This window comes from Stutzerimonas stutzeri (genome assembly GCF_024448985.1).
Classification (GTDB): domain Bacteria; phylum Pseudomonadota; class Gammaproteobacteria; order Pseudomonadales; family Pseudomonadaceae; genus Stutzerimonas; species Stutzerimonas stutzeri_AP.
In genome coordinates, this window is the sequence record NZ_JAMOII010000003.1 from 323,459 (window position 1) to 335,608 (window position 12,150).

Annotated in this window: 13 protein-coding genes; 4 read left to right on the top strand and 9 right to left on the bottom strand. The window is 60.4% G+C overall.

Translation table 11 applies throughout. The features are described 5' to 3' along the window. Window positions 1–21 precede the first annotated feature (21 nt). Genes NA647_RS07065 through NA647_RS07075 form a run of 3 tightly spaced genes read left to right on the top strand, consistent with a single transcriptional unit; the run spans window position 22 to window position 2,264 of the window. Window positions 22–768 carry an ABC transporter ATP-binding protein gene (locus tag NA647_RS07065; RefSeq protein WP_256057018.1) on the top strand — a complete coding sequence of 249 codons (747 nt, stop codon included), beginning with the start codon at window positions 22–24 and terminating at the stop codon, window positions 766–768. After that, window positions 765–1,538, top strand: coding sequence for an ABC transporter permease (locus tag NA647_RS07070; RefSeq protein ID WP_181102094.1), 774 nt, complete (start codon window positions 765–767; stop codon window positions 1,536–1,538). The genes NA647_RS07065 and NA647_RS07070 overlap by 4 nt, the downstream gene beginning before the upstream one ends. Window positions 1,539–1,550: 12 nt before the next feature. Continuing rightward, complete coding sequence (locus NA647_RS07075; RefSeq protein ID WP_256057019.1) at window positions 1,551–2,264, top strand: amino acid ABC transporter substrate-binding protein; 714 nt, start codon at window positions 1,551–1,553, stop codon at window positions 2,262–2,264. 23 nt (window positions 2,265–2,287) lie between these two features. Here NA647_RS07075 and NA647_RS07080 read toward each other — a convergent pair whose 3' ends face one another. The 4 genes from NA647_RS07080 to hemN all read right to left on the bottom strand — a co-directional run bounded on the left by NA647_RS07080 (window position 2,288) and on the right by hemN (window position 5,678). Next, on the bottom strand, window positions 2,288–2,899 hold the full coding sequence (locus tag NA647_RS07080; protein WP_256057020.1) for an SCO family protein: 612 nt from the start codon (window positions 2,897–2,899) through the stop codon (window positions 2,288–2,290). A gap of 2 nt (window positions 2,900–2,901) precedes the next feature. After that, window positions 2,902–3,450, bottom strand: coding sequence for an adenine phosphoribosyltransferase (locus NA647_RS07085; RefSeq protein WP_256057021.1), 549 nt, complete (start codon window positions 3,448–3,450; stop codon window positions 2,902–2,904). 15 nt (window positions 3,451–3,465) lie between these two features. Continuing rightward, complete coding sequence (gene fnr / locus NA647_RS07090) at window positions 3,466–4,200, bottom strand: fumarate/nitrate reduction transcriptional regulator Fnr (protein ID WP_256057022.1); 735 nt, start codon at window positions 4,198–4,200, stop codon at window positions 3,466–3,468. A gap of 98 nt (window positions 4,201–4,298) precedes the next feature. Then, complete coding sequence (hemN, locus tag NA647_RS07095; RefSeq protein ID WP_256057079.1) at window positions 4,299–5,678, bottom strand: oxygen-independent coproporphyrinogen III oxidase; 1,380 nt, start codon at window positions 5,676–5,678, stop codon at window positions 4,299–4,301. Window positions 5,679–5,878: 200 nt separating this feature from the next. On the opposite strand from hemN, the gene nadE reads away from it, so the two are divergent. After that, window positions 5,879–6,709 carry an ammonia-dependent NAD(+) synthetase gene (nadE, locus tag NA647_RS07100; protein ID WP_256057023.1) on the top strand — a complete coding sequence of 277 codons (831 nt, stop codon included), beginning with the start codon at window positions 5,879–5,881 and terminating at the stop codon, window positions 6,707–6,709. A 103-nt stretch (window positions 6,710–6,812) separates the two neighbouring features. Here the strand turns inward: nadE and NA647_RS07105 are convergent, their stop codons facing one another. Genes NA647_RS07105 through ccoG form a run of 5 tightly spaced genes read right to left on the bottom strand, consistent with a single transcriptional unit; the run spans window position 6,813 to window position 12,128 of the window. Then, entirely contained in the window at window positions 6,813–7,496 is a 684-nt protein-coding gene (locus tag NA647_RS07105; protein WP_256057024.1) for a sulfite exporter TauE/SafE family protein, read from the bottom strand. Beyond that, entirely contained in the window at window positions 7,489–7,698 is a 210-nt protein-coding gene (gene ccoS / locus NA647_RS07110; RefSeq protein WP_256057025.1) for a cbb3-type cytochrome oxidase assembly protein CcoS, read from the bottom strand. Before ccoS ends, NA647_RS07105 begins: the two co-directional genes overlap by 8 nt. Before the next feature lie 47 nt (window positions 7,699–7,745). Beyond that, a complete protein-coding gene (locus NA647_RS07115) occupies window positions 7,746–10,190 on the bottom strand; it encodes a heavy metal translocating P-type ATPase (protein WP_256057026.1) in 2,445 nt (814 codons plus the stop codon). A gap of 7 nt (window positions 10,191–10,197) precedes the next feature. Further along, window positions 10,198–10,704 (bottom strand): FixH family protein, encoded by a 507-nt coding sequence (locus tag NA647_RS07120; RefSeq protein WP_256057027.1) that lies wholly within the window; start codon window positions 10,702–10,704, stop codon window positions 10,198–10,200. Window positions 10,705–10,715: 11 nt separating this feature from the next. Then, on the bottom strand, window positions 10,716–12,128 hold the full coding sequence (gene ccoG, locus NA647_RS07125) for a cytochrome c oxidase accessory protein CcoG (protein ID WP_256057028.1): 1,413 nt from the start codon (window positions 12,126–12,128) through the stop codon (window positions 10,716–10,718). Window positions 12,129–12,150 lie beyond the last annotated feature (22 nt).

Consider the following 12,150-nt stretch of genomic DNA (forward strand, 5'->3'; position numbering starts at 1 on the left):
TGAAGTTCTTTCAGGTTTTTCATGCAGCTCAGATTCGAAGAAGTAGACAAGCAGTTCGGGCAACTGGAAGTCATCAAGGGTTTCAACGGCGAGTTTGCCCAGGGCGAGCTGGTAGCGTTGGTCGGGCCTTCCGGTTGTGGCAAATCGACCTTGCTGCATCTGGTGGCCGGGCTGGAAAACCCGACTGCAGGACGCGTGTTGGCCGATGGTAAGAAGATTCCCGGGCCGAGCCCGCGGCGCACCCTGGTATTCCAGGAACATGCGCTCTATCCCTGGTTGAGCCTGCAGGCCAATGTAGCCATGGCGCTGGAGCTGCAGGGCGTGGCCAAGGCCTGTGCCTTCGAGCAAGCCGCTGCCTGGTTGGCCCGGGTGAGTCTGGAAGGCTTCGAACATTATTACCCCCATCAGGTTTCGGGCGGCATGCGCCAGCGCACGGCATTGGCGCGTGCCTTCATCGCCAAACCCGAGGTACTGCTGCTCGATGAGCCCTTCGGTGCGCTGGATGCACTGACCCGCATGGCGCTGCAGGACGTGCTGCTGGAGCTGATCAAGGAGCATCAGCCCACCGTGTTGCTGGTGACCCATGACGTCGACGAGGCGCTGTATCTGGCCGACCATGTCCTCGTATTCAGCGCGCGCCCGGCACGGGTGCTAAAAACCTTCAATTTCACCCATTGCGAAAAGAGTCACGATCTCACCGCATTTGCCGCTGAGCGCACCGAGATTTTGCGGTTGCTGGGCATCAAGACGGAGGTCGGTCAGCCATGAGTCAACCTCGTCGTCTAACCGGGCCGAAGAAACATCTTGCCGTGGTGCTGGCGGTCCTGTTCATCCTGCTGATTTGGCAGGCTGCCGCCTGGAGCCTGCCATCGTTTCTGATGCCAGGGATTCCCACGGTGCTCGAACGGCTGTTCGCCACGGTACAAGAGCCCGAGTTCCGCGAAGGTCTATACGGCAGCATGAGCCGTCTCGGGAGTGGCTACGGCTTTGCGCTGCTGTTTGGCATTGGCTTTGGTCTCGTCGGGGGCGTGCTGTTTTTCTTCCGGGAGATCCTGCGCTCGGCCATCGTCATCCTGCAGTCGATTCCCTCGATCGCCTGGGTGCCGCTATTTCTCATCGTCATGGGGTTCGGCAACTTGCCGATCATCGTGGTGGTGGCCCTGGCGGCATTCTTCCCAATGGCCCTGTCGGTGATGAACGCCACCGAAAGCGTGCAGCCGGTACATGTATCGGCCGCGCGGGTAATGGGAGCGTCGCGCTGGCAACTGTTGCGCCGCGTCTATCTACCGGCAGTGATGCCGGAACTGATTACCGGTGCCCAGCTGGCCTTCGGTAACGCTTGGCGTGCGCTGATTTCCGCTGAAATGCTGATCGGCTTCGGGCAGGGACTGGGGCGTTCACTGGCCTATTCCGGCGAGATCGCCGACATGGTCGGGGTGATGATGAATATCCTGGTGATCGCCATTCTTGCCACGCTGATCGATCAGGTGGTGCTGGAAAAATTCAAGCAAAGGATGCTTCGCTACCAGTACGTCTGAGAAGGAGGTGCCGTGAAGTCTCATCTGCTGCGGTTGTTGATCGTGCTGCTGATGCCGGCCAGTGCGCTTGCGGCACCCTTGCAGGCGATGCTAGTCGGCGATTATCGGCCGCTCAAGGCGACTGAAGCGGAGGCGGTTACCGAAGGGTTCGAGGCCGCCTGGCTTGCCAGCTTGGGTGAGGCGTTGGGGAGCGCCATCGACCTCGCCGACGCACAGCCACAGGCACAGGCGGAGCTGCGTATCGGAGCGGTTGGCTCGGGCGCCGTCTATTACTCCAGCGAGATCGCGGCGCTGGCTGCGGCCGAAGCGGGGCCAGCCGAATGGACTGACCTTGCTGGCGCACCCGTCTGCATCGCGGCTGGGAACCCTCATGCCGCTACCGTTGTGTCTCGCTTCGATGGCATTGCCCGCGCTTATCCAAGTGCGGCGCAGACATTGATTGGGTTGAAGCTTGGCGAATGCCAGGCGGTAGTGGGTGATCAGTTGTTGCTCCAGCAGATCGCCGCGCTACCGGAATGGCGTCGCTACAATCGGCTGCTGCCCGTGCTGGAAGAGTCCGTGCCGACACTGAGGATCGAGGCGGACGATGCGCTGCTACAGCAGCGCATCGAGCAGATCCTTTCAAGCGAGCAAGGACAGGAGATGCTGGTTGAAGCCACTCAGTACTGGATCGACGAAGTGGCATTTCAGGCCTATGTCCTAGCCGACACCTTGGATTGCCACTAGGGCTGGTTTTCCCGCCAGAATTGTCACTCGGCTCCGATGATCCGCGGCAGGGCCTGGCGCAGCCCCTCCAGCTTCAAGGGTGCGCGGATGTGGCCGCGCAGGCTGCCATCGGGGCCTACGATGGCTAGATTGCCGCTGTGGCTGACGCTGTAGTCTCCTTCGGTTTGCTTTGCCGGGACGAACGGAAGCCCCAGCGCCTTGGACAGTTTCTGCAGCTGCGCCATGTCGCCTGTCAGACCCTCGAATTCGGCGCGGTAGTAACCGAGATAGGTGCGCAGCACCTCGGGCGTGTCGCGCGCCGGATCGGCAGTGATCAACACCAGCTGGAGCTGTTCACGGACATCAGAAGGCAGTTGGCCGAATAGCCGGCGCATGTCGCTCAGTGTCGTGGGGCAGATATCCGGGCAGGCAGTGAACCCGAAGAACATAAGGTGCCAGCGTCCGCGAAGAGAATCGGTGCTGACGGCCTGGCCTTGCTCGTTTATCAGCTCAAGGGACGGTAACGGCCGCTCGCGCGGCAGAAGCAGCAGATTCGCATCATCGAGTAACGCGTTGCGGTCGAGGGCAAACGACGTGGAGCCGAACGTCACCAGCAAAACTGCGCAGCTGATAATCCTCGTTGCCCTGCGGAACATGATCAGCGCTCGTTCAGCTCGAATGCGGTGAGCGTGAACGTGGGAATGCCCATGTCCTGCAGTTTGCGTGATCCACCCAGTTCGGGCAGATCGATGATTGCGGCGGCTTCATGAACCTGGGCGCCCATGCGGCGAACCAATTGCGCAGCAGCTACCAGCGTGCCGCCGGTGGCGATCAGATCGTCCAGCAGCAACACCGAATCGCCTTCACAAAGACTGTCAGCGTGAACTTCAAGGAAGGCTTCGCCGTACTCAGTGCTGTAGGACGCGGCCAGCACGTCGGCCGGGAGCTTGCCTTTCTTGCGAAACAGGATCAGCGGTCTGTTCAATTCGTAGGCGATAATCGAACCGATGATGAAGCCACGGGCGTCGAGTGCGCCTACATGGCTGAAATTCGTTTCGACATAGCGTTGAATCAGGCTGTCCGCCACCATGCGCAGCGCCTTGGGCGACTGCAGCAGCGGGGTGATATCGCGGAATACCACACCCGGCTTGGGGAAATCGAGGACTGGGCGTATCAGTGTCTTGATGGCAAATTCATCGAAAATCATAACGGGCTCTCGCTACTAGGCGTCCATGTTTCCGCCCGCAAGGGCGCATAACCGGATTGAATCGAGGATACGAACTTCCTTGCCTTCTGCTTCCAGCAGGCCGTTGGCCTGGCAGCGGGTAAACACCCGGGAGACCGTCTCGACCGCCAGCCCCAAGTAATTGCCAATCTCATTGCGCGACATGGGCAGCCGAAACTGGTTCGCGGAAAATCCGCGCGCACTGAAGCGGGCCGACAGGTTGATCAGAAAGGTTGCGATGCGCTCGTCGGCGCTCTTCTTCGAAAGCAACAGCATCATTTGTTGATCATCGCGAATTTCGCGGCTCATGATGCGCATCAACTGACGGCGAAGCTGCGGCAGCAACACGCTGAGTTCATCGAGGCGATCAAAAGGAATTTCGCACACCGAAGTCGTTTCAAGCGCTTGCGCGGTTACCGGATAGGTTTCGGTATCCATGCCGGAAAGGCCTACCAGCTCGCTAGGCAGATGGAAACCGGTGATTTGCTCTTCGCCAGCGTCGGTGACGCTGAACGTGCGCAGGGCGCCGGAGCGGATGGCGAAAACCGAGCTGAACGGCTCACCCTGGCGGAACAACACTTCACCCTTTCGCAGCGGGCGCCCGCGCTTGACGATCTCGTCCAGCGTATCCATGTCCTGCATGTTCAACGAAAGCGGCAAGCAAAGGCCGGAAAGACTGCATTCTTTGCAATGAGCTTGCGGCTGCTTACGGACCTTGATCGACTCGGACATCGGTGGTTCCTGAAAAACCTTACGGGACGTGCAAGATTAACCCAGGCCAGTGACTTAGGCCAATTGGCGCGAGGGTCGCAGGCAAGAGCGACATAAGGTCAGATCGCGCGGGAAAAGAGCCGGGCGGGACGAGGCGGGCGATTGTCGAACTGCATGCACACCGAGCTCGCCAGCAGGCGGCCGGCCGGCAGGATGCTGATGGTGTCTGCCTTGAGTTGAATGAGTCCGTCGGCAGCCATCTGCTCCAGAACTGGCCAGCTGTCCTTGAAATAGGTTTTGAAATCGATCCCGTGGGCGCTTTCGATTTCGTCGAAACGCAGTTCGAAATTACAGATCATCGCTTCGATCACCCGGTGCCTGATCCGGTCGTCCTCGCTGCATCGTAGCCCGCGAACCGTGGCCAGCTGCCCTTGATCCAGCATCTGCTGATAAAGCGTGATATCGCTGTGGTTCTGGCAGTTCAGATCGCCGATCTGGCTGATCGCCGATACGCCGAGACCGATCAGATCGCAATGACCATGTGTGGTGTAGCCCTGAACGTTGCGTTTTAGTGTGCCGTCCTCCTGCGCCATTGCCAGCTCGTCATCAGGCAGGGCGAACTGATCCATGCCGATATAGCGGTAGCCGGAGCGGGTCAGTTGTTCCACGCTGTGTTGCAGCATTGCCAGCTGGTCGCTCGATGCGGGTAGGTCCGTGGCGCTTATTCGTCTCTGCGTCATGTGCCGTTCGGGTAGATGAACGTGATTTGAAACAGATATGCGATCAGGCTGCAGCGCAAGAACAGCTTCTACCGTGCGAGCGAAGCGTTCGCGGGTCTGCAGTGGCAGGCCATAGACGAGGTCCATATGTAGCGAGCGGTATTGCAGGGTCCGAGCTGCCTCGATGATCGTCTGGGTCTGCTCGATCGTCTGCGGCCGATTAATGGCTTGTTGTACATCTGGATCCAGCGCCTGCAGACCCACACTTATCCGATTGAAGCCAAGCTCGCGGAGCAATCCCATCGTCGGCCAGCCCGCTTCGCGGGGATCGATTTCGATACTGAAGTCGGCGTGATCGTCGTCCTGCAGATTGAAATGCTTGCGCAGATGCGCCATCAGTCGTCGCAGATCGTCATGGCTGAGCAAGTTAGGCGTGCCGCCGCCGACATGCAGCTGCTCGACCACCTGATGCGGGGCGAGATGACAGGCAATCATCTCGATTTCCTGTTCCAGCCGTTGCAAATAGGATTGGATGCGGCTGCGGTCGCTCGTGATGACCTTGTTGCGGTGGCAGTGGTAGCAGGCCGTTGCGCAGAACGGTAGATGGATATAAAGCGAAAGCGGGCGGCTGGCCTGTCGACTGCGGCGCAATGCATGCAGCAGATCGAAAGAGCTCAGTCCCCCGCTGAACTGGAACGCCGCGGGATATGACGGGTGGCTCGGCCCAGCCTGACCGTAACGATGGATCAGGTCGGCATCCCAGCGAATGGCGTCGAGCATCATACGGTCTCGGTTTGACTGCGGTGACGGGATTCTAGGACTGGCGCTTCCGCGTAGACTTGACCTGTATCAAGCAAGTCCAGGCCCAGCGGTGGGCGCCGAGACCGGTGGCGCGGACATGGAGATTTATCGCCGAACCGTGGTCGGATTAGTCAAACTAGGGCTTGAACCGAAACCGTTCATCCGCATAGGAGACACACATGCATAGTCGCCAACAAGAGATCGCTGCCGCACTCAACGTTTGCTCACCGTTTGATGGGCCTGCAGCGGTCCAGGCCGATATCGATCGGCGGGTTGCCTTCATCCAGGCATGCCTGCGCGATTCGGGCATGAAAACTCTGGTTCTGGGGATCAGCGGTGGCGTCGATTCGACCACGGCTGGCCTGCTTGCTCAGCGTGCTGTGGAGGGGATGCGTGCTGCCGGGGAGGGCGACGATTACCGCTTCATTGCGGTCCGTCTGCCGTATCAGGTTCAGCATGACGAGGACGAAGCGCAGCTGGCGATTGACTCGATAAAGCCGGATGAATGCCATACGGTCAACATCGGCGCCGCAGTGCAGGGCTTGGCACGGGCGACCGAGGCGCTCGATGACTTGACTCCGGCGAAGCGCGACTTCGTGCTGGGCAACACCAAGGCGCGGATGCGCATGGTAGCTCAGTACACCATTGCTAATGCACGACAAGGTCTGGTGATCGGCACCGATCATGCGGCCGAAGCGGTGATGGGATTCTTCACCAAATTCGGTGATGGCGCCTGTGACCTCACACCGCTGGCTGGGCTGGTCAAGCATCAGGTGCGGGAATTGGCCGCCGCGTTAGGCGCGCCCGAGCAATTGGTCAAGAAGGTGCCGACAGCTGATCTGGAAGAGCTCTCGCCAGGCAAGCCGGACGAAGACGCGCATGGGGTGAGCTATCAGAATATCGATGCGTTCCTGCAAGGCCTGCCGGTTCCTGACGAGGCGGCTCGCATCATCGTCGAGACCTACGACAAGTCGGCACACAAGCGTCAAATGCCGAAAGAGCCGGACTAGAGCAGCTTGAAGCTTGAAGCTTGAAGCTTGAAGCCGGAAGGAAGCTGGATGCACCGCAGGTAAATTAGACGGATTACCTGCCTGCGCTTCTTCCAGCTTCCAGTTAATGACCCATCAACCAGTGCTGATGCGGGCCGGGAAGTGTCCAAACGCCGAAAAGGATTACCGTGATGCCGCCGATCGTTCTCACGCCGCGTTTGCGTAATACCGCGGTGAGTCGTTCGGCGGCCAGGCCGGTCGCCAGGAGTACGGGCCAGGTGCCGATACCGAATGTCAGCATCAGCAGTGCACTGTCCAACGCGTCGCCTTGGCTCGCAGCCCATAGCAATGTGCTGTAGACCAGGCCGCAAGGTAGCCAACCCCAGAGCGTGCCAAGCAGCAAGGCTCGCGGCACGCTGCGGACCGGCATGAGCCGACTGGCGAAAGGTTGGATGTGACGCCAGAGGCCGCGTCCTACTGCTTCGACACGCGTCAGTCCACTCCACCAGCCGGCCAGATAAAGCCCCATGCTGATGAGCAACACCGCGGCTACGACTCGTAGCGCCATGGCGGCTGGGCTATTGGCTACTGCCCAGCCGGCCAGCCCGATGAGCAGACCCGCACTGGCGTAGCTGAGCACTCGTCCCAGGTTGTATGCCAGCAGCAAACGCAGGCGTCTGCCGCGCTGTTGCGCCGGGATTGCCATGGTCAGTGCGCCCATCAGGCCGCCGCACATGCCCAGGCAGTGCCCGCCGCCCAGCAAGCCGAGTACGAATGCCGACACCAGCAGCGGCAATAGCTCAGTCATGATCGTTTTTTCCCTCGTCGCTGCCCTTGTCCGCTTCTTCGATGCCGGCGCGATGCTTGGGGTCTTCCTCGTCGAACAGGATGCTGTGGGCAGGGCCGTCCAGATCGTCGTACTGGCCACTGTCGACCGCCCAGAAAAATACCCAGATAGCCAGTGCGACCAGAACCACGGCGACGGGAATCAGAATGTAAAGTGCGGCCATAGCGGGTCTCCAGATGGGTTCGGCTACGCAGCCTTGGCAGACGCGGACTATCCTACGCCCGGCAGAGCAGAATGTCGGGGCGCAGATGGAGCAGGCAGGCGCGTCAGTCGCAATGCATTGAGCACCACCACCAGTGAACTTGCCGACATGCCCAGGGCTGCCCACAACGGCGTTACCCAGCCGATGGCGGCGAATGGCAGAATCAAGCCGTTATACAGGCTCGCCCAGGCGAGGTTTTCGATGATGATGCGACGGCTGCGGCGCGCCACGGCGAAAGCTTGCACCAGGCTGTCGAGCCGGTTGGTGAGCAGGACGGCATCGGCGCTGGTTTTGGCCAGGTCGGTCGCCGAGCCCATTGCTACGCTGATGTCCGCCGCAGCCAAAACCGGAGCGTCGTTGACGCCATCGCCAAGCATCAGCACGCGACGACCTTCGGCTTGCAGCCTTTGTAGATGGGCGAGTTTGTCGTTCGGGGTCATGCCAGCGTGTGCGTCTTCGATGCCGAGCTGTCGAGCGATTTCGCCAACCATCGGCGAGCTGTCACCGGATAGCAGCACTGTTTTCCAGCCACGGTTTTTGCAAGCTTGCAGCAGTGCAGGCGCATCGCCGCGCAGACGGTCATCGAGCACTAACCACGCGAGTGGTCCCTGCGTGTCGCCAAGCAACAACCATTGGCCCTTGTCGCCCGGAATTTCGGGCGCGACGCCTGCATAGCCGGCCGCAACAAAGCCCGGCTGGCCAATACGCAGAACGCGTCCAGCAACCGATCCCTGCAGGCCCAGCCCAGGAGTGCTGTCCACCGCATCGGCTGCTTGCGGCGCGCGGCCGAACGCTCTGGCGATCGGGTGCTCCGAGCGGTTTTCCAGCGCGGCGGCCAGCTCCAGGCATGCGTTGGCATCTAGCTCGCCCAGTGGCCGGACCTCGCTCAGCGTCAGACGTCCTTCGGTGAGGGTACCGGTCTTGTCGAAAATCACGGTATCGATCTGATTGAGCCCCTCCAGAACGTGCCCGCGGGTGAGCAGCAGCCCGAGCTTGTGCAGCGTCCCGGTGGCGGTAGTCAAGGCGGTCGGGGTGGCCAACGACAGCGCGCAGGGGCAGGTCGCGACCAGCAAGGCGAGAACGATCCAGAACGCGCGTTGAGGATCAATCTGCCACCAGACGATGCCGACAACGGCAGCGGTCAGTAGCACGATCAGCAGGAACCACTGCGCGACACGATCGGCCAGCTCGGCGAGGCGTGGTTTATCCGATTGGGCGCGCTCCAGCAGACCGACGATGGCGGAGAGGCGAGTGTTGTCACCCAGTGCCTGGACTTCTAGAGTCAGGGCGCCTTCGACGTTGAGGGTGCCGGCGGTAACCGCGTCGCCGATACTTCGTGGCTGCGGTAGATACTCTCCGGTAAGAACCGATTCATCGACGCTCGATTGCCCGCTGACGATGCGACCATCGGCCGGGATCAGTGCGCCGGGATGTACCAGCACATGATCGCCGACCTGCAACTCGCTCAGCAGAATGCGTGCCGTCTGGCCTTTTTCGACGAGCTTCAGGCACGACGCCGGTAGCAGATTGACCAGCTGCGCAGTCGCTGCGGCCGTGCGTTCGCGTGCGCGGCGTTCGAGAAAGCGTCCGGCGAGCAGGAACAGGGCAAACATGCCCACGGCGTCGAAGTACAGCTCGCCCTGACCGGTCACTGTCGACCAGATCCCAGCGATGTAGGCTCCTCCGATCGCCAGCGATACCGAAACGTCCATGCTCAGGTGGCGGGTACGCAAGTCCCGCAACGCGCCCTTGAAGAAGTCGGTGCAGCAATAGAAAACGATAGGCGTGGTGAGCACCAGCGCGGTCCAGCGCAGGGTGACGAAGAAGCTTTCTGAAAGATCCAGATTGAATTCCGGCCATGTCGCCATGGTTGCCATCATCACCTGCATCCAGAGCAACCCGGTCACACCCAGTTGACGCATGCTGCGGCGGTTTTCCCGTGCGAGCTGTTCCGCCGCCTGATCGGCCTGGTAAGGATGAGCGGCATAGCCGATGCGCCGAAGTTCGGCGAGCAATTCGCTGAGCGGCAGGGCCGCGTCGTTCCAACGCACCCGCAAGCGATGATTGGAAAGATTGAGGTTGGCTTCGGCGACTCCATCGAATCCCCGCAGGTGTTTTTCGATCAGCCAACCACAAGCCGCGCAACTGATGCCCTCGATCATCAGTGAAGTGTCGGCCAGCTCGCCTTCGTGCTGCACGAACGGCTGTTGCACATCCTTGCGGTCGTAAAGTGCCAGCTCTTCGCTCAGCGCCTGCGGCAGGGCGCCGGGATTGATGGAGGTATCGCTGCGATGCAGATAGTAGCTTTCCAGACCGCCTTGAATGATCGCTTCTGCGACCGCCTGGCAACCTGGACAGCAAAGCGCCCGCTGTTCATTGAGAACGCGGGCGTGAAAGGCGCTGCCGGCGGGAACCGGCAGGCCGCAGTGAAAGCAGGGGGTTGGGTTCGCCATCGACCGGTCAGTAGCTTAATTCGAGCTTCTGGCCGCTCACGATGTCCTTTTCCTCGAACAGACGCCAATCCTGATCGCCCTCGCGACCGAGCAATTCGACATAACGCCGGCCAGTGACCGGCTCTTGCATCTGCCCTTGGTAGAAGCCGTTACCCTGGGGTTGGAGCACGATGCGGCGGTCGCGTTCGGGCTGAGTGGGGGAGAGCAGGTTGAGTACCAGTTGCTGTGGCCCGCTATGGCCGCTCAACTGTACCTCGGCCAGCCCACGATCGTCGTTGAGCGTCAGCTGTGCCTGTACTTGCAAGCGCTCGGCGAGCTTTTCGCGCTCCAGCGACTGGTTGATGCCCTTGCCGGCATCGTAATAATTGTCCGATACCAGCGTGTCGGAATTGCGGATCGCGATGACCAGCATCGAGGTGCCGAGGATCACCGACATCATCAGGATGCCGATGACGAACCAGGCCCAGAATTGCTTGTACCAACGGCTATTTTCAGTATCGGAGGATGCTTTCATGTACTACCTGTTCAACGAATGCTGGGGCCGATGAAGCGGCTTTCGGCTTCATCTTCGATTGCGGAATCGTCTGCCGATCTGATGTGGAAGACTATTTCATTGGTGCTCGATGGAAGTTGTTCCGGTGCGACCGAAAGCTCCACCGGGACCGTGACCAGCTCGCCAGCGGCGGCGTGGATCTCGTTGCGGCCTTCGTATTGCAGGCCGTCCAGCCCAGTGGCTTCGATGATGAAGGTCTGCTCGTTCTGAGCCTTGTTCATCACTTTCAGCGTATAAACGTTCTCGATCCTGCCTTGCTCGTTCTCGCGATAGAGCATGCGGTCCTTGAGTACGTCGAGCTTGACTAGTGCGCGGTCCGAGACGGAATACGCAAACACAGCCATCATCGCAAGCAATGCGATGGCATAGCCGATCAGTCTCGGCCGAGCTAGCCGGGTTTTCTGCCCCGACAGGTTGTGCTCCGTGGTGTAGCTGATCAGACCCCTTGGGTAGTTCATCTTGTCCATGATGGTGTCGCAGGCGTCGATGCAGGCCGCGCAGCCGATGCACTCGACTTGCAGGCCGTCGCGAATGTCGATGCCGGTCGGGCAGACTTGTACGCACATGGTGCAATCGATGCAGTCACCGAGGCCCAGGGCCTTGTAGTCGGCGTCCTTCTTGCGCGGGCCGCGGCGCTCGCCACGGCGCGGGTCGTAGGAAACGATCAGCGTATCCTTGTCGAACATCACGCTCTGGAAGCGCGCGTAGGGACACATGTAGATGCACACCTGCTCGCGCAGGAAACCGGCGTTGCCATAGGTGGCGAGGGTGAAGAAGCCGACCCAGAACAGCGCCCAGCCGCCGACTTCCAGTGTGAATAGGTCCGGCACCAATTCACGAATCGGCGTGAAGTAGCCGACGAAGGTAATACCGACGACCAGCGAAACGCCCAGCCAGATGGCATGTTTGGCCAGCCTGCGCCCAAATTTACCGGCGCTCATCGGGGCATTGTCGAGCTTCATACGCTGGTTGCGATCACCTTCGGTGATCTTTTCCGCCCACATGAATACCCAGGTGAACACGCTCTGGGGGCAGGTGTAGCCACACCAGACGCGGCCAGCGAATACGGTGATGAAGAACAGTCCAAACGCGCAGATGATCAGCAGCGCGGAAAGAAGAATGAAATCCTGTGGCCAGAAGGTAGCGCCAAAAATATAGAACTTGCGCTCGGGCAGGTCCCACCAGACGGCCTGGCGACCGTTCCAGTTAAGCCATACGGTGCCGAAATAGAGCGCGAACAGCAGCGCACCGCCGACGAGTCGCAGGTTGCGGAACAGGCCGGTAAAGGAGCGTGTGTAGATTTTTTCGCGGGCGGCGTAGAGGTCGGATGAAGCATTGACCTTGGCCGGAGGAGTTACATCATGGACGGGAATTTGCTCAGACATCGAATGCGTACCACGGCGGAGG

Coding starts and splice junctions, on each gene's coding strand:
- NA647_RS07105 (WP_256057024.1), bottom strand. CDS start 7,496: ATGACTGAGCTATTGCCGCTGCTGGTGTCGGCATTCGTACTCGGCTTG.
- NA647_RS07115 (WP_256057026.1), bottom strand. CDS start 10,190: ATGGCGAACCCAACCCCCTGCTTTCACTGCGGCCTGCCGGTTCCCGCC.
- fnr (WP_256057022.1), bottom strand. CDS start 4,200: ATGTCCGAGTCGATCAAGGTCCGTAAGCAGCCGCAAGCTCATTGCAAA.
- NA647_RS07120 (WP_256057027.1), bottom strand. CDS start 10,704: ATGAAAGCATCCTCCGATACTGAAAATAGCCGTTGGTACAAGCAATTC.
- NA647_RS07085 (WP_256057021.1), bottom strand. CDS start 3,450: ATGATTTTCGATGAATTTGCCATCAAGACACTGATACGCCCAGTCCTC.
- NA647_RS07065 (WP_256057018.1), top strand. CDS start 22: ATGCAGCTCAGATTCGAAGAAGTAGACAAGCAGTTCGGGCAACTGGAA.
- NA647_RS07070 (WP_181102094.1), top strand. CDS start 765: ATGAGTCAACCTCGTCGTCTAACCGGGCCGAAGAAACATCTTGCCGTG.
- hemN (WP_256057079.1), bottom strand. CDS start 5,678: ATGCTCGACGCCATTCGCTGGGATGCCGACCTGATCCATCGTTACGGT.
- ccoS (WP_256057025.1), bottom strand. CDS start 7,698: ATGGCCGCACTTTACATTCTGATTCCCGTCGCCGTGGTTCTGGTCGCA.
- ccoG (WP_256057028.1), bottom strand. CDS start 12,128: ATGTCTGAGCAAATTCCCGTCCATGATGTAACTCCTCCGGCCAAGGTC.
- NA647_RS07080 (WP_256057020.1), bottom strand. CDS start 2,899: ATGTTCCGCAGGGCAACGAGGATTATCAGCTGCGCAGTTTTGCTGGTG.
- nadE (WP_256057023.1), top strand. CDS start 5,879: ATGCATAGTCGCCAACAAGAGATCGCTGCCGCACTCAACGTTTGCTCA.